At 63.0% G+C, this 19,979-nt stretch carries 23 protein-coding genes and 1 pseudogene; 14 read left to right on the plus strand and 10 right to left on the minus strand.

The genetic code is table 11. From position 1 onward, the window contains the following. The first annotated feature begins 316 nt into the window (after positions 1-316). Together queF and ACTHNR_RS05550 are read left to right on the plus strand one after the other, a co-directional pair. Complete coding sequence (gene queF, locus ACTHNR_RS05545; RefSeq protein WP_440546544.1) at positions 317-1,120, plus strand: NADPH-dependent 7-cyano-7-deazaguanine reductase QueF; 804 nt, start codon at positions 317-319, stop codon at positions 1,118-1,120. Positions 1,121-1,140: 20 nt separating this feature from the next. Continuing rightward, complete coding sequence (locus ACTHNR_RS05550; RefSeq protein WP_440546545.1) at positions 1,141-2,097, plus strand: queuosine precursor transporter; 957 nt, start codon at positions 1,141-1,143, stop codon at positions 2,095-2,097. Here ACTHNR_RS05550 and ACTHNR_RS05555 read toward each other — a convergent pair. The 10 genes from ACTHNR_RS05555 to ACTHNR_RS05600 all read right to left on the minus strand — a co-directional run bounded on the left by ACTHNR_RS05555 (position 2,087) and on the right by ACTHNR_RS05600 (position 9,487). After that, entirely contained in the window at positions 2,087-2,710 is a 624-nt protein-coding gene (locus tag ACTHNR_RS05555) for a helix-turn-helix domain-containing protein (protein WP_440546546.1), read from the minus strand. The two genes, ACTHNR_RS05550 and ACTHNR_RS05555, sit on opposite strands and share 11 nt — an antisense overlap. Before the next feature lie 130 nt (positions 2,711-2,840). Then, on the minus strand, positions 2,841-3,287 hold the full coding sequence (locus tag ACTHNR_RS05560) for a VOC family protein (protein WP_440546548.1): 447 nt from the start codon (positions 3,285-3,287) through the stop codon (positions 2,841-2,843). A gap of 113 nt (positions 3,288-3,400) precedes the next feature. Then, positions 3,401-4,204, minus strand: coding sequence for a type III secretion system export apparatus subunit SctT (gene sctT / locus ACTHNR_RS05565; protein ID WP_440546549.1), 804 nt, complete (start codon positions 4,202-4,204; stop codon positions 3,401-3,403). Beyond that, a complete protein-coding gene (locus ACTHNR_RS05570) occupies positions 4,201-4,755 on the minus strand; it encodes a type III secretion protein HrpB7 (protein WP_440546550.1) in 555 nt (184 codons plus the stop codon). The genes sctT and ACTHNR_RS05570 overlap by 4 nt, the downstream gene beginning before the upstream one ends. Before the next feature lie 21 nt (positions 4,756-4,776). Further along, a complete protein-coding gene (gene sctN / locus ACTHNR_RS05575) occupies positions 4,777-6,096 on the minus strand; it encodes a type III secretion system ATPase SctN (RefSeq protein ID WP_440546570.1) in 1,320 nt (439 codons plus the stop codon). 38 nt (positions 6,097-6,134) lie between these two features. Then, positions 6,135-6,881: a type III secretion system stator protein SctL gene (gene sctL / locus ACTHNR_RS05580; protein ID WP_440546551.1), complete on the minus strand. Its 747-nt coding sequence runs from the start codon at positions 6,879-6,881 to the stop codon at positions 6,135-6,137. Beyond that, positions 6,845-7,606, minus strand: a complete 762-nt coding sequence (locus ACTHNR_RS05585) for a type III secretion protein HrpB4 (RefSeq protein WP_440546552.1) — start codon at positions 7,604-7,606, stop codon at positions 6,845-6,847. The genes sctL and ACTHNR_RS05585 overlap by 37 nt, the downstream gene beginning before the upstream one ends. A gap of 85 nt (positions 7,607-7,691) precedes the next feature. Further along, positions 7,692-8,507: a type III secretion system inner membrane ring lipoprotein SctJ gene (gene sctJ, locus ACTHNR_RS05590; protein WP_440546571.1), complete on the minus strand. Its 816-nt coding sequence runs from the start codon at positions 8,505-8,507 to the stop codon at positions 7,692-7,694. Beyond that, positions 8,507-8,893, minus strand: a complete 387-nt coding sequence (locus tag ACTHNR_RS05595; RefSeq protein ID WP_440546554.1) for a type III secretion protein HrpB2 — start codon at positions 8,891-8,893, stop codon at positions 8,507-8,509. Before ACTHNR_RS05595 ends, sctJ begins: the two co-directional genes overlap by 1 nt. A 12-nt stretch (positions 8,894-8,905) precedes the next feature. Then, entirely contained in the window at positions 8,906-9,487 is a 582-nt protein-coding gene (locus tag ACTHNR_RS05600) for an HrpB1 family type III secretion system apparatus protein (RefSeq protein ID WP_440546555.1), read from the minus strand. A 313-nt stretch (positions 9,488-9,800) separates the two neighbouring features. On the opposite strand from ACTHNR_RS05600, the gene sctU reads away from it, so the two are divergent. The 12 genes and pseudogenes from sctU to ACTHNR_RS05660 form a co-directional block, all read left to right on the plus strand. Beyond that, entirely contained in the window at positions 9,801-10,856 is a 1,056-nt protein-coding gene (sctU, locus tag ACTHNR_RS05605) for a type III secretion system export apparatus subunit SctU (protein ID WP_440546557.1), read from the plus strand. 2 nt (positions 10,857-10,858) lie between these two features. Beyond that, a complete protein-coding gene (gene sctV / locus ACTHNR_RS05610) occupies positions 10,859-12,916 on the plus strand; it encodes a type III secretion system export apparatus subunit SctV (protein WP_440546558.1) in 2,058 nt (685 codons plus the stop codon). Between the two features lie 38 nt (positions 12,917-12,954). Next, positions 12,955-13,677 carry a type III secretion system protein SctP gene (gene sctP / locus ACTHNR_RS05615; protein ID WP_440546559.1) on the plus strand — a complete coding sequence of 241 codons (723 nt, stop codon included), beginning with the start codon at positions 12,955-12,957 and terminating at the stop codon, positions 13,675-13,677. A 41-nt stretch (positions 13,678-13,718) separates the two neighbouring features. Further along, entirely contained in the window at positions 13,719-14,912 is a 1,194-nt protein-coding gene (gene sctQ, locus ACTHNR_RS05620) for a type III secretion system cytoplasmic ring protein SctQ (RefSeq protein ID WP_440546560.1), read from the plus strand. Further along, positions 14,896-15,546, plus strand: a complete 651-nt coding sequence (gene sctR, locus ACTHNR_RS05625) for a type III secretion system export apparatus subunit SctR (protein ID WP_440546561.1) — start codon at positions 14,896-14,898, stop codon at positions 15,544-15,546. Before sctQ ends, sctR begins: the two co-directional genes overlap by 17 nt. 43 nt (positions 15,547-15,589) lie before the next feature. Beyond that, entirely contained in the window at positions 15,590-15,853 is a 264-nt protein-coding gene (gene sctS / locus ACTHNR_RS05630; protein ID WP_440546563.1) for a type III secretion system export apparatus subunit SctS, read from the plus strand. Further along, positions 15,850-16,989 (plus strand): hypothetical protein, encoded by a 1,140-nt coding sequence (locus ACTHNR_RS05635; protein WP_440546564.1) that lies wholly within the window; start codon positions 15,850-15,852, stop codon positions 16,987-16,989. Before sctS ends, ACTHNR_RS05635 begins: the two co-directional genes overlap by 4 nt. A 126-nt stretch (positions 16,990-17,115) precedes the next feature. Further along, complete coding sequence (locus ACTHNR_RS05640; protein ID WP_440546565.1) at positions 17,116-18,174, plus strand: type III secretion system protein; 1,059 nt, start codon at positions 17,116-17,118, stop codon at positions 18,172-18,174. Positions 18,175-18,267: 93 nt separating this feature from the next. Then, the gene (locus tag ACTHNR_RS05645; protein ID WP_440546567.1) at positions 18,268-18,528 is read left to right on the plus strand and encodes a type III secretion protein; all 261 of its coding nucleotides are present in this window, start codon (positions 18,268-18,270) and stop codon (positions 18,526-18,528) included. A gap of 156 nt (positions 18,529-18,684) precedes the next feature. After that, positions 18,685-18,867 carry a hypothetical protein gene (locus tag ACTHNR_RS05650; protein ID WP_440546568.1) on the plus strand — a complete coding sequence of 61 codons (183 nt, stop codon included), beginning with the start codon at positions 18,685-18,687 and terminating at the stop codon, positions 18,865-18,867. A 110-nt stretch (positions 18,868-18,977) separates the two neighbouring features. Continuing rightward, positions 18,978-19,433, plus strand: a complete 456-nt coding sequence (locus ACTHNR_RS05655; protein ID WP_440546569.1) for a molecular chaperone Tir — start codon at positions 18,978-18,980, stop codon at positions 19,431-19,433. Between the two features lie 233 nt (positions 19,434-19,666). Next, a pseudogene (locus ACTHNR_RS05660) lies at positions 19,667-19,979 on the plus strand (hypothetical protein); the annotation flags it as partial.

The raw sequence follows: 19,979 nt of genomic DNA on the forward strand, positions 1-19,979 counted from the left end.
AGAGAGGGGATGCCCGGAAAATCCGCGCGGAGTGTCTTAAATCCGATTTAATCGTTGCAAGAATGCAAGACCGATGTCGAATAATCAGAATGCCAAAATCGAGCGAGATGTAAAACTACCAGATCTGATAGGCCAAGTTGCGGCGGATCATCATTTTCATCTTTAAATTTAGAGAATGCGGTGCGCAGACCTATGCGCTTTAACTATGCAGTCCTTTCTCGATCACATGCATACCTTCGCCATGCGGTATCATGCCAACCTAGCCGAATATCGATGAATTCGACATATGACCCATGCGACGGTAAACGATAGCCTCATGGAACTCGGGAAACAATCCAAATACGAGTCGACCTACAATCCCGACAAACTATTCCCCATTCCACGCTCGATCAAGCGCGATGAAATCGGCATCGCCTATCCGCTGCCTTTCCACGGGGTCGACGTCTGGAATCACTATGAAGTGTCTTGGTTGACGCCGCGCGGCCTGCCTCGCGTGGCCGTCGCGACGATCGTCGTGCCTTGCGCCTCGGCCAACGTGATCGAGTCCAAGTCGATGAAGCTGTACTTCAACACGTTCAACAACACGTCCTTTGCCGATCGGGGCGAAGTCGAACGAACCACCGCACGCGACTTGTCGCGCTGTGCCGGAGCGCCTGTTTCTGTCACGCTCGAACCGCTCGAACGCGCATCGGTCACGACGATAGCGGCGCCGGAGGGCATCTCGATCGACGAGCAGGACATCGCGATCGATACGTTCAGCGTGGATCGAACCCTGTTGGCGACGCATGAAGAAACCGCTAGCGAAACGCTCTATTCAAACCTGTTGAAATCGAACTGCCTCGTGACCGGCCAGCCCGACTGGGGCACCGTTTGCGTCTCATACGAGGGCAAGCGTATCGACCGCGAAGCGCTGCTTCGATACGTCGTATCGTTTCGCAATCACGAAGAGTTTCACGAGCAGTGCGTCGAGCGGATCTTCAAGGATATCCAAGATCGGTGCGCCCCCACCCGGCTCACCGTTTCCGCGCGCTATACGCGCCGCGGAGGCCTCGACATCAATCCGATTCGCAGCAGCGAGCCGCTGCAAATCACGCCGAACACGCGCTTGGTGCGTCAATGACAGGACACGGGCCATCGATCATGGAACACGCTTCTCATGAAATCGAAGCCGTCATCGAGCCTTCGATCGAAAACAACGAACCGCTCGTGCTGGTGCGCGTGCGCGATTCCGGCGCAACGTTCAGAATGTCGCCGCGCGAGTTGAACAAGAAAACCTGGCTCGACAAATTTTCGCGGGAAGACGTCGCGCATATCGGCTTTCTCAATGCCGCCACTTACACGGACCAGCTCGTGCCGCTTTCGTACTTCCCCACGCGCAAGCATCAGCTGACGCCGGCCGTCTTGCTGTTGGCGATCGTCTACGTCGGCTTTTTGATGCTGTCGAACGTCACGGGCGCGCGCGTCATCGAGCTGAAGCTCGATTGGCTTCCGTTTCTGTCGGGCGTTACAGTCGGCATTCCCGCTGCGTTGATCGCGTTTCCCATGACGTACGCGTTCAGCACGATCATCACGGAAGTCTACGGGTATCGCGTCAGCCGCATGGTCATCTGGGGCGGCTTGGCCGTGAATCTGATGTTCGTGATCGGCACCTGGCTGCTGTCGCTTCCGCCTGGCCTGCCCAGCTGGGAAGCGCGCAATCCCACGCTGGCCGCGGCGTACCCGGCGCTCGCACTCGAATTCGCGCGCACGTTCGTCGCATCGACCGTCGCCTACTTCTGCGGCGAATTCATCAACACGACGTTTCTGGCAAAGCTCAAGATCGCCACCGCGGGCCACCACTTATGGGCGCGTGTGATATCGAGCACGTTCGTCGCCATCGTGATCGACAGCGTCCTGTTTTGCACGATCTTGTTTTGGGGCAGGCTGCCCAAGCCCGTGGTGCTGACGATGATCGGCATTCAAATTACGGTCAAACTCATCTATGAGCTCTTGCTGTTGCCGCTCGTCACTACGGTGTCCAAGCATCTGAAGCAAATAGACAAGATCGACTACTACGATTACCACACGAACTTCAATCCGTTCTCGTTCAGGGATTGACGAGGCGCGACTCGGTCACGACGCCCAGGATCGTCACGCCACGCGCCTGCGCATTGATCATGTCCACCCGTGACGGGTGGTGCGGGGTGAGCGGCTTGAGCGGCTTGAGCCAGGCCACCTCGCCGTCCATGAGGACACGCATCAACGTCGGGCGAGCGCGGTCCACGGCTGCCGCCACCACCTGGGCGTCGCGCAAGGCGATACCCGGTTCGATCAGCACGACCGAGCCTTCGCGGAAGCGAGGCGCCATCGCCGGCGTCGTACGCGCGGCGAACGCACCGGGCCTGCGCGGCGTGTCGACCGACAGCCACTGCGTCTTGCCCGCCACATGGCGCTTGCCACGGGCGAATTCCATCATCTCGTCCCACTCGAGAATCGGCACGGGGTAGGCGCGCTCGCTATGCAGGAGATAGCCGACCGTCGAACCGAGTGCCTCCGCGATAGCCAATACCGTGCTGATACGAGGATCCTCGGTGGCCATCGACAGTACGCGGCTCAACGTGGCCGGCGAGATGCCGGTTCTACGGGCCAGGTCGGCATCGGAGAGGCCTTGCTGCCTCATCAATACCCGAATTCTGTCGACCATCAGGACGACCCGTTGGACCGTATCCATAGCGCTGTGATGCCCCTACGAGGGTGCGTACGTGTGACCGCCTAAACTAGCATCCCTCTTCGCATCTCGCAACGCCGCGCCGCGCCGGGCCCGCCCGCGGATTGCGAGCGCGGCGCTCGCCATGCGCTACCTACGTGTTGCCGGCGGCCCGCGCACGTCGAGCGATTTCCTCGCTAGGGACGTCCTCGATATGCGTCGCGAGCCACCATGTATTGCCGCTCGCATCGCGCACGCCGGCGTTGCGATCGCCGTAAAACTGGTCGGCCGGCTCCATGATCGATTCGCCGCCGGCGCGCAGCGCGCGCGCGTAAGCGGCATCCACATCGTTCAGATAAAGATAGAACGACGCCGGCGCGGGTGTGCAGTCGTCGTTGCCGTCGGTCAGCATGACGAACGAATCGCCAACCTTCACTTGCGCATGGCGAATGCGGCCCTTCTCGTCGTCGATCCGTTCGACGAGCGTCGCGTCGAATGCGCGTTGCAAAAATTCGATCACGGCATTCGCGTCGGATGCCGTGATATACGGCGTGACGGTATGAAAGCCCTCGGGAATAGCCTTGACGTGGGTCGCGCTCATGGCGCCTCCGGTTCGGTGGTGGGCGAACCGGAAATTGTAGGCCGCTTTTTCCGCGCTGATTTCATGCGTTTCCGTACTTCCACCCGCACCCGTATCGATCGGTCAAAAGAAAACTACGGTTTAATCCCGAGCAAGCCGCGCATATGCGCCGCGATATCGGTTAAGGCCAGTTGACTGTGCACTTGGTTGATGACCACGCCGATCAGCACGGCCACGAGCAAAACCGCCAGCGCGCCCTTCACCGCATGCGCGATCGAAGCGATGTCGAGCCGTTGCGCGGCCTTGCCGACGACGCCGAAGCCGATGTCCACGAGGATCAGAATCATCACGATCGGCGCCATCAGCTTCGCCGTAGTCTGCATCATCGAATCGGTTTCGTGCATGACGAACGATTCCAAGACGTTGCCGGCGATCGGCGTCGCGCTCGCCAGCGGCCACCATCGATACGATTCGTAGATCGCCCCCAACAGAAACGACATTCCGCCTAGGAGCCAAAACGCCGCCGTCACGCATTGGAGCAGCAGCGTCGAAGTCAACGTCGTTTGTTGGCCGCTCGTCGGGTTCGTCAACTGCACGTTGTTGTAGCCCGCCACGTCGTCCACGTATTGGCCGACCGCTTCGGCGGTCCAGAAAATGGTCGAAGCCGCGTAGCCGATCACCAGGCCGATCACGGCTTCCTTGACCGCTACCTCCACGAGGAAAAAGCCGTGCAGCTGCGGGATCAATGCTTGCTGCCCGTACGCGACGACGCTGCTCCACAGCAGCGCGAGGCCGTTGCGTATGGGGCCGTGGATCAGCGATTGATCGGTGGGCGGCAGCACGATCATGACGGTCAGCAACCGCACGCTGCACAGCCCCAACAGAATCGCCAGCTGATCGAGCGACGAGCCGATCAGCTGCAAGCCTAAATCGCTCATCGGTTCTCCATGGGCCCTGGCGCCGTCGCTTTCGTTATCGTCGTTCCCGCTTCGGCGCGACGCCCGCGCAATGCGCGCGCGGCCATGCTTTCCTCGACCTCCTCATCTTGCGCATCTTCGACCGCTTGCTCGGCCGCGCGCATAAGTTGCGCAATGCGGCGCTCGTAGACCTCGATCTGACCTTCGTTGCGAAGGATCTTTCGGCGCGTTTCGATCATCTCGGACTCCTTCTTTTCCGTCGCTTTTCGCGCTTTCGTCCATTCGGTTCGGGCCGCCGCGTGTCGCTCGGCAACGACGCCGCGGTACTCGCCGCAGTGCGTAAACAGCGGAATATTCAGCGGTGCGTGGCTCGACAGCATCGCCGTCATGCGTCGATCGTATTCGGCGAGTTGAGCCGCCTCGTCGTCGAGGGTGCGCTTCGCCTGCGCCTCTTGTTCGTGCAGCGCCGCGTGCGCCTCGCGTTGAGCGGCTAGCTCGCCGCGCAGCGCCTCGTCCAGCCGACGCCTGCGTCCAAGCATGACCTCGAACGTTGCTACGCGTCGATCTTTCATGGCAGCGGCATCGAGCGTTCATCAACCACGAAGTTGAGCAAGGGCAGCGAACGTCGCGGACGGTTCGGCGAACTCGTCGGTCCGTTGATTCAGGAAAGCGCGGATCGCCTCCATCTTCGCGATCGCCTCGTCGGCCAACGGGTCGCTGCCTTCCTTGTATTCGCCCACCTGCAACAACGTCTCGATCTCCTTGTACTTCGCCAAGAGACGCCTCACGTGGCCCGCGCGATCCATATGCTCGCGCGACGTCACCTGCGGCATGACGCGCGACAAGCTGCCGAGCACGTCGATGGCTGGATATTGATTGCGCGCGGCGATCTCGCGCGAGAGGATCATGTGACCGTCGAGAATCCCCCTCACTTCCTCGGCGATCGGATCGCCGTTCGATTCGTCTTCGGCCAGCACCGTGTACAGCGCCGTGATGGATCCGTCCTTCGACAAGCCGGCACGTTCGAGCAGGCGCGGCAACTCGGCGAAGATCGACGGTGGAAAGCCACGCCGCGTCGGCGGCTCGCCCGCGGCAAGGCCGATCTCGCGCTGGGCGCGGGCGAACCGCGTCAGAGAATCCATCATCAACAGCACGCTCATCCCACGATCGCGAAAATACTCCGCCACGGCCGTGGCGACATAGGCGGCTTTCGCGCGTTCGATCGAGGAACGGTCGGATGTCGCGCACACCACGACCGAGCGCGCCATTCCGTCCGGGCCGAGAATCTGCTCGACGAATTCGCGCACTTCGCGGCCGCGCTCGCCGATCAAGGCGATGACGTTGATGTCGCAGCGGGCGCCTCGGGCGAACATGCCCATCAGCGTACTTTTACCGACGCCCGCCGGCGCGAAGATGCCCATGCGCTGCCCCTCGCCCAGCGTCATCAAGCCGTCGACGATCCGTACGCCTGTCGGCAGGCTCTTGTCGAGCAGCGGGCGGCTCATCGGGTTCGGAGGATCGGCGAAGATCGGGCGGTAGTCGTGGCATTCGAGCGGTCCGCCGTCGTCGATCGGCGCGCCCAAGCTATCGATGACACGCCCCAACAGCGCATCGCCGACCGGCACCGACAGCGGCCGTTTCAAGCCGATCACCTGCGTCTCGCGCGAGATGTCGCTCAGCCGCCCAAACGGCGAGAGAATGGCGACGCCCCGCGAAAATCCGACGACTTCCGCGTTCTGCAGCAATGCACCCGCCGGGCTGCGCAGTTCGCAAAGCTCGCCGAGCTTGACCTCGAGGCCCGTCACGCGCACGAGCGTGCCGATCACTTCGAGCACCTTCCCGCGCGTTTCCAACCGGGGGCGTGCGCGCAGTTCCCGCTCGATGGCCTCGGTCAAGTCGTACAGCCCGTCGATCGTGGCCAAGGTCTGCGTCGCAGGGGCGATGACTTCGCTCATGTCGCCTCCTCAGCCATCTCGATCGGCGCCAACGCGCGCTCGACGGCGGCGCGTATCGCCGCGAGCTGCGTGGCTAGGCTGGCGTCGACCATCCCGAGATCCGATTCGCACACGCATGCGCCCGGTGCCAGTTCCCGATCGGCCGTCACGGTGATCGGCGCGCTACGGCCGCGCTCGCGCATGTCCTCGGCGAAGCGATCGAACGCCCGCGACGCGGCCTCGTAGTCACCCGGATGCACGCGGACTTTCAGATAGCTGCATCCTTCGGCAATGCGATCGAGTGCACTGGCCGAGCGTGCGAACAACGCGCTGCTATCCTCGCTACGCACGATCTGCTCGACCGCGACGACGACGAGCTCGGCCAGCCGCTCGCGCAACCGCTCGTGCACGTCGCGCTGTTCGGCGGCATGCTGCGCGAAACGCGCGTACCACTCGCCGATCGCCTGGGTCTTGCCCGCTTCGTACCCGCGTTGTTCGGCTTCGGCGTAGCTTTGCCGGGCCTGCTCGGCCAGCATCACCGCTTGCTCTTCGGCGCGCGCAATGATGGCCTGGGCGCGCCGCTCGGCATCGGCGAGAATCTCGCGATGTCGAATACGGCACGCCTCGGCCGCTTCATCGAGCGAGACCACATGCGCGTAGCCTTCGCGTCGAAGGATGTCGCCTTCCGCGTCTATACCGAGATCGGCCGACGAACGCGCGTCGCCGCTCAGTTCGATGGTGGGATTTCGCAGCCAAATGACCATGCATGCTCCGGAAACAAGATAGGCAAGCGCCTAAGGACACGCTCGCTGCCATCGGCATCGGTGTCGCGCGGGCACCGGGCGAGCCATGCGGGCGTGTCGAGCGCGCGCGGCAACCCTAAGCGCAACAGCTGCGCGGTCGCATCGCCCGCCCGCAACACGCCGTCACGCTGGAACAAGCAATACCCCTCCCAAGCGAGCGCCGTCGCGTCGAGCGCATCGAGGTGCGGCGCGCCGTACATGCGCGTCAGGACGGACATCTCGGGCGCACCTTCCAGCCCTTGCAGCCAACGCAGCTGCGCGCCGCCTTGATCGCCGAGCCACGCGGCCAGCCGGGCTCGCCGCTCTAAGTCGACCACGCGGCGCACCTCGCCGCGTCGAAACACGAATGCGCGCAAACGCAGCATCCGAAGTTGCTCGGGCACCGAGAGCCATGTCAACGCCAGCGCCGGCATCGCCGCTTTGCCGCTGCCGCGGCAATCAGGGCTTGTCCCTTGCTGCCGCTCGGCGCAGTCGAACACGAGCTCCATGTCGGGCGCCGGTACCGACAGCGTGCGCATCAGAGCTTCCACGCTATCGGGCGCCGACAACGCGTCGCACGTCGATGCGGCCTGCGGCCACCACGAAGGCAACCAAGACCGGTCAATCCATGCGCTCGCCGCGGCTCGATTGCGCTCGTATTGCGCCAGCCAAGCCGCCGCGCGGGCCGCCGGGCCTTGCTCAGTCATATCGCGCTGCATCGCGTTCTCCAGCCCACCGATGCCGCTGCCGTCCACTCATTGCACCGGCGTCGACATCGGCATCTGCATTTCACTACGCATCCGCTGCCGCGCGCGCATGGTCGTCACCGCGCCGCGCTTTCAAGCGAGCGATCCATTGACCCGCTGGCCCCTCGAGCAACGCTTGACGCTTGAGCAAAACCAGCAAGGCCCCGCCGCAAAGGAAGAACGCGCATAGTGCCGCGATCACGAGCCAATTGCTCCTTTGCGTCTGCGTCTGGGCGAAGTCGACCGGGTCCGCGGGCACCGACGCCACGCTGACCTGGTCGTACGTTAGGCCCTCCACGCTATGCACGACGAGGTTCTTGATTTGCGGCGTGAGCGTCTCGAGGTTCGCGTTCGGCCGATACTTGATGAACACCGAGGCGGACGAGGGCTTGATCGTCGCCGCGAGCGGGTCGTTGTTCGGCAACACGATATGCACGCGGGCGACGACGACGCCGTCGATTTTCGACAACGTGTCGGACAGCTCTTGCGAGACGCCGTAGATGAACCGAACACGCTCTTCGGTGGGCGTCGACACCAGCCCGTCCTTCTTGAACAAGTCGCCGAGATCGTCGTACTTGCGCTCCGGCAATCCGCGCGCGCGCAGCACTTGCATCGCGCGGACCATCTGCTTTTCGTCGACCTCGACGGACCAGGTCTTGCCGCCATCGGCGCTGCTCTTTTGTGCATCGACCCCCTCCTCCAGCAGCGCGACGTCGATCTCGTTCGCGTCGCGCTCGCTCAAGCCGCCGTACAGCTCCTTGTGACACGCGGTCAGCGTGAGCAGGAGCGCCACGCAAGCAAGCCTCATCCAGCGCCTGCGACGCACGAAAACGAACGGCGCCAGCCACCCTGCGGTTTTCATCATTGATTCCTCATCAGCGTGCCGATGGCGTCCTTCGACGAAGTCACGACGGCCAGCTTCACCTGCAGATCGCACTGCAATCCCGCCGTCTCCATCATCACTTGCGTCTCCGCGGCGAAGGCTTGCTGCGTGGTCAGCTCCGGAATCGATCGGATCATGTGCAGCGCGTCGTTGCTGACCGCTTGCGTGGCGAGATCCTGATCGCGAACGATCTTCGAGATCATCGTCTCGGTGTCCATTCCCTGCGCCGCCGGCGCCGTCATATGCCCGCGCTCGTACAACGCTTGAAACTTGTCGGCCAATTGCTGCGTCGATTGCGCGCCGCCCATGTTGCCCGCGGCTTCGTTCGCCAGCACCTGCTGCAGTTGCATCGATACGTGCATCATGATGACCCCGCCTTATAAGCGCATGTATTGATTGCTCATCATCAGCGACGGATCGATGGCCGTCGGCACGGGCTGCGCCTCGGCCGCTTCCTTCGTTTGACGCTGCTGCCTTTCGGCGATGAGCGCCTTCAACGATTCCGGAAGTTCGAACTCTCCGCTTGCCTTGAAAGCCGCAAGCGCGCTGTTCAAGTCGTTGCGCGCAACAACCGCTCGAACGAGGCGCATTGCATCGGGGGACACGGCATCCTGAAGCAGCCGATGCGCTTCCACCCGCCAATCGCGGTCGTTGTTCTCGCTCATGCAATAGATCTGCATTGCGCGGCTATTCGGCAGGCAATGACCGTTCTCGGCGATCGCGCCGAACGCTTGCGCGGCCGCAATCCAATCGCCGCGCACGATCAGCATGCGGCCGGCGATCATGTCGAGCTCGGGCGCAGGCTTACACAGTAGCCGCAGCGCCGCGAACAAATGATCCAGCTCGTCGTGATCGACACGCGTGCGCGGGAATTTGTCGATCAACGCCAGGTTCAGCACTTCGACGAGGCCGCGCAAGACCTCGTCGCCACAATCCACGTAATCCGCCAATTCGCTCATGTCGATTCCCCAAGATGCGTGACCGGTAGCGGTCCACGCAACGAAAATTAGCAAGCAAGGTTAGATCTACCGCCGTTCGACGCGAAGCGAACCGTACATTTACGAAGGTGCCGCGTGTCGGCGGCATTGGGCTTCGCGTGTGAATCGGCATCCGCGCCGCATCGCCGGCAAGCGGTACGTCGGTCGGCTCAACCGCCTCCTTCGGAATTCATCCCTCGCCTTCGCCCCGCTCGGGTGCGCGCCGGTGCGCCGCGTCTATCGTGCGCAGCATCGTCGATCGCGTCCGCGTCGGCGCACCGGATGGACGAACCCGATGAGCGATAAGACCGAAAAGCCCACCCAGAAACGGCTCGAGGATGCCCGCGAGAAAGGTCAGGTCGCCAAGAGCCCCGACTTGACGGAGACCGTCTGCATGCTCGGTGTCGTCGGCGTGCTGATGATGGGTGAACGGATGTTCTCCGATACCCTGCGCAGCATCGTCATGCAGACGATCACGTTCGTCGCCGGCGATCACTCGCTGCAGAACTTGTTGCACACGCTATATCACGTGCTTGCCGCCGCCGTCATCGTGCTGCTGCCCATCGCCGGCGCGGGCGCCTTGGCGGCCGCGGTCGGCGCCGCCGCGCAAGCGGGCCTGGCTGTGTCCTTCGATCCCGTCATGCCCAAGCTTCAGGCTGTCAACCCGGGTACGGGGCTCAAACGCATCTTTTCGATGCGCGCCGCGATCGATGTCGGCAAACGCGTGATCAAGCTCGCCGTGCTCGTGCCCGTGATGTGGATGTCGATCAAGAACATGCTGCCGCTGCTGTCGAACGCTGCCTATCAGCCGCTGGGCCCGCTCATGAAGGTCCTCTGGCACGCCTTGCTCAGTCTGCTGACGACGGCTTTCGTCGCCTACCTCATCATCGGCTTCGCCGACTTCAAGATCCAAAAGTGGCTCATGACGCGGCAACTGCGCATGACGAAAGACGAAATCAAGCGCGAGCGCAAGCAGCAAGACGGCGACCCTCGCATCAAACGTGAGCGCCGAAAACTGGGCCGCGAACTGATCAACAAGGGGCCGGACAAACCGGCCGTGGAAGGCGCCAACGTCGTCGTCACGAATCCGACCCACTACGCGGTCGCGATTCGTTACCGCCCCGGCGCAGACCCGCTGCCTGTCGTCGTCGCCAAGGGCGTCGATCAGCAAGCGGCGCTCGTGCGCCGCTATGCGACCGAGGCCGGCATACCCGTTGTCGCCAATCCGCCGGTTGCGCGCGCGCTCTACCGCGTCGAGCACGACGCGCCCATTCCCGAAGCGATGTTCGAAGTGGTTGCGGCGATCCTGCGTTGGGTCGACAGCGTCGGCGCGCCACGCCTAGGAGCCTGACCATGTTCAAATCGCTGCGCATTCCGGGTGCGGGAGAAATCGGCATCGCGATGCTCGTCGTCGCGATCGTGTCGCTGATGATTCTCCCGCTTCCGCCCGAAATCATCGACGTCCTGCTTGCGCTCAACATCACGTTGAGCGTCACGCTGCTGATGGTGACGATGTATGTCGGCAGCATCGTGTCGCTGTCCGCTTTTCCGTCGATGCTGCTGTTCACGACGCTCTATCGGCTCTCGCTGAACATCGCATCGACCAAGTCTATTCTGCTGCATGCCGATGCGGGGCACATCATCGAGAGCTTCGGCGAACTCGTCGTCGGCGGCAATCTCGTCGTCGGGCTGGTCGTCTTCATCATCATTTCCACGGTGCAATTCATCGTCATCGCCAAAGGCTCCGAACGCGTCGCCGAGGTGGGCGCGCGCTTCACGCTGGACGCCATGCCCGGCAAGCAAATGAGCATCGACGCCGAACTGCGCGCAAACGTGCTCTCTCCCGAGGACGCACGCAAGAAACGTCTTCAACTGGCTATGGAAAGCCAGTTGCACGGCGGTATGGACGGCGCGATGAAGTTCGTCAAGGGCGATGCCATCGCGGGGCTCATCATCACGCTGATCAACATCCTGGGGGGCATCGCCGTGGGCGTGGCGTACCACGGCATGACAGCCGGCGAGGCCGCGAATCGCTTCTCGATTCTTTCGATCGGCGACGCGATGGTGTCGCAAATCCCTTCGTTGTTCATTTCGGTTGCGGCGGGCGTCATCATCACGCGCGTCGAGGACGGCAAGCAAGACGCCGAACGCTCGCTCGGTTCCGACATCTTCGGTCAGCTCGCGGGCAATGCGCGCCCGTTGTTCTTCGCCGCGATGCTGCTGCTCGGCTTCGCTGTGGTGCCGGGCTTTCCCGCGCCGTTGTTCGTTTTGCTCGCAGGGGTTTTGGCCTTCGCCGGCTATCGGTTGAGCAAGAAAGGCACGGGCGCGCGCACGACGGGCACGAAAGGCGCACCCGTCGGTGCGTTTCAGCGCGCCGGGGCCAAGGGCGACGCCCCGTCCATTTTGCCGCGCGCACCGCAGTTCACGGCGCCGGTCGGCGTACGCGTCGCGCCCGATTTGATCGCGCGGTTGTCCACGCCGCATTTGGACAAGGCGTTCGATACGGAGCGCGCTTCGCTGCAAGACGAGCTCGGGCTACCGTTTCCAGGCATCACGATGTGGGCGCTGGAGACCCTCGAGCCCAGCACGTACGAAATACTCGTTCATGATGTTCCCTGCTCGCGCACCACGCTTCCACACGGGAAAGTCATGCTGCCGGATGCGGCGCGCGACTCAGCACTCATGGCGCAATGCGAGGCGCGCGGACCAGCGGGGGGATACACGCAAAGCTATTGGGTCAACGAGAAGAGCGTTCCGGCTGAAGCAAAGGCATGGCGGGCCGAGCAGGTGATCGCCCGCGAGGCGATCACGATGCTGCGCTCGCGCGCCCATCAATTCCTCGGCATTCAAGAAGCGCAGTGGCTGCTCGACCAGTTGGGCGTGGACTATCCAGGCCTCGTCGCTGAGGTCACGAAAGCGTTGCCGCTGCAAAAGATTGCGGATGTCCTGCGCCGGTTGCTCGAGGAACAGGTATCGGTGCGCAATGTGCGCGGCATCATGGAAAGTCTCGTCGTCTGGGGCCCAAAAGAAAAAGACATGCTGCTGCTCGCCGAATACGTGCGAGGCGATCTGGCGCATTACATCGCCCATCGCGCAGCGGGCGGCGAGCGCACGCTCACGGCCGTCGTGCTCGACATGCCCGTGGAGCAGCATATCCGTCAATCGATCCGACAAACGCCGACGGGCAATTTCTTGGCGTTGCCGCCCGACGAGATCAAGTATTTCGTCGACAGCATCGCCGCGCATGCGGGCGCCGAGCCGCGTCCCGCGCTAGCCGTCGTCACATCGATGGACATCCGACGCTACGTGCGGCGCATGATCGAGAGCCGGCTTGGGTGGTTGCCTGTGTATTCGTACCAGGAGTTGGGCAGCCACGTCGAGCTGCAGCCGCTCGGCCGCGTGACGATGTGATCGTCGCGGCGATCGATACGTCGAGCGAGGATTTGTAAATGGGCATCGTTCGCGCCTACGCCGTGCATGCGATCGAAGACGACGATCCTGCTCTTGCGCCGCCGAGAAACGAAGGACGGCGCGGTTTCGACTACGCCGAACTGGTGAAGCGCGGCCGGATAGGCGTGCGGAACTCGCCTCCCGATGCCCGACGGCACATGCAAACGCACGGCCACCCCGAGGCAGTGACGGCCGGCGATGTCTTGCAGCGCTCCGGTTCGTCCAGCGCATCGGCGCATTCGGGCGCCGAATGTCCGTTGAACGAGACGCCAGGCGAATCGCCGCATACATCGTCCAAAGGCGGTTGCGCCTCCACTCGCCCCGGCGACCGAAGCGTATCCGCCCAGTCCCCGCTCCCCGCCGATCCGCTGACGCAGCGATTGCAACGGCTCGACGCCCCCTATCTCGACGCGCTCGCGAACCAGCAGCAGACCCTCGTTCTAGCGGACTACCTCGCTTCGCGCGTTGCCGATTTCTGCACCGACCCAGCGGTCCTCGCCCAAGGACATTGGACGATGCGCTTAACGTTGGACCCGGCGATCCTGCCGGACTGCACGCTGTCGCTGACGCTTTCGTATTTCGATTTGACGCTTCGGTTCGACACAAATGATGCAAGTTCGAGGCAACTAGTCTTGCATCACGCGGACGTTCTCAAGCGTCGACTCGAAAATTTGCTCGCTCAGCACGATGCGCCGCGCACGGTCGAGATCCTCGCCCTCTAGCCACGCAGCTTCAGCTTCGATTGATCGACAACAAGGCAAGCATGGAATTCACGTCACCCAACAACGCCACGGCGGCCGTAGCTTCGGCCGCCGCGCGCCAGCCGATCGTGCGCGGGGCGCAAGCGCTCGCGACACTGCCGGCGATCGATGCGCGATTGGCGAGACTCGCACGGCTCGCGGCCGACGAACGCCTCGCCGCTTGGCTGCAACTGAAGCTCGGCATCACGGGCTTCGCCGTGGGCTGCGGCGAGGCGGCCCACCTCGCGCAACCCGGCTGGATCGACCTCAGTCACGGCTTCGCGCATGCATCGATCGCAATCGATCTGAACCGGCATGCGGCGCTCGCCAGCGTTGCCGTCGACGGTGCGAGCCGCGACGCCGGGCTAGCCGGCATGGCCGGCGACGCCTTTGACGACGCGCGTCAAGGCGACGCCGCGTTGCGCAATGCCGTGGCGGCGATTCTGCTCGCGCCTTTCACCGCGTGTCTGGCCGAACTCGGCTTGCCCGACGTACGCGTGCTGGGCGTGCGCCGCGGCCGCGAGCCCGACGATGCGCGTGCCGCGCTATCGGTCGCCTTCCGTTACGGCGATCGCCACCTCGAGTGCCGCGTGGGCCGGCTCGACGACGCCTGCATCGAAGCGATCGCCGCCTGCATCGGGCGCCAACGTATTCCGTTCGCGCAGCACGCGAGCGGCATCAACGTGCCGGGCCGGCTGATCGTGGGCGCCAAGACGTATCGCATCGACATATTGCGCAGCTTGCGCCCCGGCGACATCTTGCTGCGGGCCACCGAACCGGCGCTCGCCGGCGCATTGGCCTCGCCGCCGCAAGCGGCCGAACTGCGCGCGCTTTGGGGCATGCCGGGCTCCGTCCAACTGGCCGCCGGCGTGCGCCTCACGGCACACACACTGACTCTACAGGGGACTCCGACCATGAGCTACGAAACAGAAGAACACGACCACGATGCCGCCGCGCCAAGCGGCGACGAGCCGATCGACATCGGCGAACTGAATTTGCCCGTCAAATTCGAGCTCGACACGGTGCCGATGCCCGTCGTTCAATTGTCGGCGCTGCGCCCCGGCTACGTGGTGGAACTGCCCGTGCCGATCGCCGACGCACGCATCCGCCTCACCTCGTACGGCCAGACCATCGGCACGGGCGAGCTTGTCACGGTGGGCGATCAGCTCGGCGTGCGTGTCCTCCAAATGACGCACGGCAATGGTTCAATTCAGTGATTACACGGGGCTGCTCATCGCCGTCCTGGCGATGAGCATGCTGCCCTTCGTCGCGATGGTCGTGACCTCCTACGCGAAAATCGTGGTCGTCCTGAGCCTGTTGCGAAATGCGCTCGGCGTGCAGCAGGTGCCGCCGAACATGGTGCTCAACGGCATTGCGATTCTCGTGTCGATCTACATCATGGCGCCCGTCGGCATGCAAGCCATGTCGAACATGCAGAACCGCCCGATGCCGAACGAAACGTCGCAGGTCATGATCAGCGCGTTCGGCGCAGCCAAGGAGCCGTTCCGCCAGTTCCTGATCAAGCACACGCATGAACGCGAAAAACGGTTCTTCCTGCGCTCGGCTTCCGTCGTCTGGCCCAAGCAAATGGCCGCCGACCTGAAGGAAAACGACCTGATCGTCTTGGCCCCCGCCTTCACGCTCACCGAGATGACCGATGCTTTCAAGATCGGCTTCTTGCTCTACATCGCCTTCATCATCGTCGACCTCGTGATCGCGAACGTCTTGATGGCGATGGGCTTGAATCAGGTGCAGCCGACCAACGTCGCGATCCCGTTCAAACTGCTGCTGTTCGTCGTCATGGACGGATGGTCGGCGTTGATGCACGGCCTCGTGCTGACCTATCGCTAAGCGCGCCGGCTCGGCCGGCCGCCCCAACCGAAGGATCTGCGTCATGGATGTCGAAAACCTGATTCGCCTCGCGACCCAGGCCATGCTGTTGTGCTTGTACGTGTCGCTGCCCATCGTGGCGATCGCCGCGCTCACCGGGCTCTTGATCTCATTTCTTCAAGCGATCACCTCGCTGCAGGACCATACGATTTCATACGCGGTGAAACTCGTCGTCTCCGTGGCGGCGATTGCGATTCTCGCTCCGTGGGGCGGATCGTCGATCCTGCATTTCGCTAACGAACTGATGCAACTCGCCGTGCCGACATGAGCGAAATACGCCAGGACGGGCTTGCGCAACTCGAGGAGGCGGTCGAGGACGCACGGACCGAACAAACCGAGGCCCAGCAGCGCGCTCAACAGCTATTGACGCAACGCGGCGTCGATCTTTCCGTACTGGGCGCCAAGCGCCAGCGCCTGGTGAAGATGCGCCAGATCGCGGCGCGACGCCGCACGGGCATGCAGTTGCAGGCGCGCTTCGCCGCGGTGCGCGCGGCGGCCGACCGGTCGCGGGGTTCTCGCTCGCTGAAGTTGCTCGAAACGCTGAAGCAACGCAAGCAAGGCCTGCAGCAAGACAAGACAGAGAAGGCGGAAAAGCACGACAAACAAGAGAAGCAGCATGGCGAGCACAAGGCCAATGCCGAGCATAAGCTTCATGAGCAGCGGCTTCAGGACGGCCATTCCGCTCCCCGAGACGACACGCACTCACGCGGTGTCGAGCGGCTCGATCGCGACGGCGGTCAAGGCTCGGGCCGGCAGCGACAACAGCAGGAAGACGAGCGAGCGCCCGTCGTCAAGGTCAAGCTCAGCAAGCGGATCTCACCGTCGGCGATACGCACCGACTTGCGACACCTGGCCGACGCGCACGCCGACCAACCGTTGCGGCTAGAGATACAGACACGGCTCGCCTGGACGCGCACGTGCCTTGGATTCGGGCAGGGCCTGAATCGCGAACCGAACGCAGCCGTTACGCCGCTCGTTCTCGGCTCATCGCTCGATCTCGTATCGGCCCGTCTGCAGCATGCGCCGCTGCGGGACTCGACACGTCAGACGGGGTTGCTCGGCGTCAAGCATCAACTTCAAACCGTCCAAGACGAGCCTGGCTATCGCGCGGATTCACCGGGCGAACTGTTGCCGCGGCAGAAAGATCTGAACGTCCTCAAGCCGCTTCTCGTGCTGCATGGCGAGCGCCCCTACACGCGAACGCAGCTTCGTTTGTCCGTCTGCCGCATTCGCACGCTGCTGTTCGCCACGGGGCAAACCGTCGACCCGCGACAAGCGCTGCGTGCCGAACGAGCGAAAGCCTCGGCGCAGGTAAGCCAACGAGACGCGCATAGCAGGCCCGCACGGAACGACGCGCGCGCAGCGAACGATTCAAGCCACGAGGAGTTCGGCCCCGCTTCGTAAATGTCGCGACCGGTTCGCGTCGGCAGCGATGAACTCACCCTGCATCCCTAGACTGGCTTCGCAGATGACGGCGCAAGCGCCGCACCACTTAACGCACACCATGACGCGAGCGACGAGGCAAACGACATGAAGCAGCTTCGCATCTTGACGGGCGCACACTCCGGGGCACAGGTCAGGCTCGCGCCGGGCGCCTATCGCCTGGGACCCGACGATGACGCAGACGTATGCATCACCGATTGGACCGAAGACAGCATTCGCATCGAGCTCGATGAAGCGGGCGTCACACGCTGGACGTTCGCTTCCGCGCAGCCGGCGGGCGACGGTACAGTGTCGAGCGTCGTAGCGAACTCGGCGCCCGAATCGACCGTGACGCTCGTTCCGGACCTCGTGCCCCTTCCCTTCGGAGAGATCGTGCTGTGCATCGGTCCCGAGGCGTCGCAGTGGCCGGCCGACGTCGACTTGCTTCGCATGTTGTGGGTCAAGCCCGAGCAGAACGACGCCACGAGTAGTGGACATCGGCTGCGCAACCCGCGTGCTATCGGCGTAGCGCTGGCAGGCGGCATGATCGCGGCGATGCTCGTCGTGGCGGCCACCCTATTCGGCTCCAAGCCGCGAGAGGCGCAAGCGATGCCGAGCCCCGACACGCTCGCGGAGCGCATCGGCAGCGCCTTGCACGCGGCGGGGCTCGCCGATCTGCAAGCGGTGCCGCACGGCAACGCCGTGGTCGTAAAAGGGATGGTGGCGACGGCGGCGGAAGACGTTGCGGCGCGCGGCGTGTTCGCGCGCGTCGCGCCCGATCAAGACCGAATTCTGCGGCAATACGATGTCGCCGAAACCGATCGGCGCAACCTCGAAGACGCCCTAGCCGTCGATGGCGCTCACGTGAAGTACCGCGGCGCCGGCGTGTTCGAAGTTGGCGGTGCCGTGCGGTCGATGGCGAAATTCGACGACGCGCTGGCTCGCGTGAAACGTGACCTCGATACCAATATCAAGCGCATCGACGTTGCGGTGCGCGAGACGCCGGCCCCGGCCGAAAGCGCCGGCGATTACACCGCGCTCATCGCCATCGGCGACGTGCGATACGTCGAGACCCCCGACGGCGTGAAGCACGTGTACCCGGGCACGGCCAATTTGAAACCCGAGCGGCGCCCTACGAGCGCAACGGCCAATTCGGTCGTGCACTAACGGATGAACGACATGCCTACGAAACCGGCGCGTTAAGCACCCGCGGCCTCTGGTCACTTATCAACGCAGCAGAACGATAGCGAGGTACCCACCATGTATGAAGCACTCCAACCGGTCGTCGCCGATCTGGTCGGCTTCGAAGCCACCCTGAACTCGCCCACGCGCCACGTCCGCGTCGCACGCCTCACCTCGGCGCTCGATGCGACCGCGCAAGAAATGTCCGACCGGCTTGCAGGCTCGACCGCGGAGCGCGAGCGCGTTCATCTGCAGACGCTCTATCGGGGCCTCGTCGCCGCGAGCCGAATCGTGCAACGCCTTTCGGATTTAAAAGTTGAAGCCGGCGAGGAACTTTAGTTGCGCGGTTTCTTTCTCGACGGTTCTTCGTACGAGCTTTGTCGCGCCGACGCATGACGGCGCGTACCCGGTTCGCCGGCCGCGGGCATACGCACGCGGCCACGCGCGAAGCACAGCAGTCGTTTTTCAACCGTAACGCCCTTTTAGGAGGCAAGCATGGCAATTGGCGGATCAGCAGCTGCAGCGGGCGGCATGATGAAGTCGAGCATGTCGGAAATGGTGCCGATGATGATTCAAACGGCTCAAATGCAGATCGAACTGACGATGATTCAATCGGTTCTGAATCTGGAACGCTCGGAAGCCGCCGGCGTGGAAAAGATGTCGACAACGCCACAGTGACGCACGGCCTGTCGTCGAAGCGGCTCGTCCCGCTTCGACGTCAGGCGCCGGGCTCGCTTCGGAATGCGCACTCGGCGGGCCACGGCCCCTCATCATAGTCAGGACAACTCATGAGCTTCGAGCGTTACGTCGACGTAGTGCGGGAAGTCTGCGCGGTGGTGGGATTGCCCGACGCCGACCAGATCCTGCAAACGCGCACGCTGGAAGTCGAAGGTTTCGACGTGCGAATGGATCATTTCGAAAACGATCCGCTCGCGATGTACATCAACTTTCATTACGGCACCGTCACGGCCGGACGCACCCTCACCATCTTTCGCCTCATGCTGGAGGCGAATCTATTGATTTACGCACAAGATCAAGCGCAACTCGGGCTCGACGCCGATACCGGCGGCATGGTGTTGATTCTGCGATTGCCGCTCACGCCCGACGTCAATGGCGAAGTCGTCGCCGATTTGTTTACGCATTACGCCGAGCACGGCCGGTATTGGCGGCAAAACGTGATCGAGTCGTCCGATGAGATGTTCGAAGGGATTGCCTCTGGGGCGTATTTTTGGTTGAGGGCGTGAGCTCGTCGGCCCTTCGGCCCGCGCTTAACTGAGATCACAGCGGCCCTCGCCTTGCCCGAAGTTTCGCCGTTCCATGCCATTTCGATCGGCATTTATTCCCTTCGATGAATCTTTTCTGAATTTCTTGCGGCATTAATTACCTCGATCACTCAAGAACGCTCGGTCTATCCACTGCAGCAGTAGATTTATCCACTTGCCTTAATTAGAATTTTGCCGCTGACAAATGATGTCGCATGCAAGCGTATGCGCATCGTCTTATCGCCTCGACGACCGCAGCCGTCAAATCCCAAGCAAGCAAAACCATCGCCATGGCCGACGCGACCGTATTGCAACCGAAGCCGACCGATACGTTCGTGTCGCCGCTGATCAAGATTTCGCCTGAAGACGTCAATTCGGGGATTCATTCGCTCGACGTTTGGCTGCGCGGCATCAGCAATGACTTGATCACGGTCGAGCGATTGAAGACCGTCGCCCAGACGGTGCCGGTGCTGGCCAATATCTTCGCGGCCGTCGACGCCGTGATGGATATCAAGGCGATGATCGAGC

The sequence above is a fragment of the Trinickia sp. genome (assembly GCF_051954495.1).
Classification (GTDB): domain Bacteria; phylum Pseudomonadota; class Gammaproteobacteria; order Burkholderiales; family Burkholderiaceae; genus Trinickia.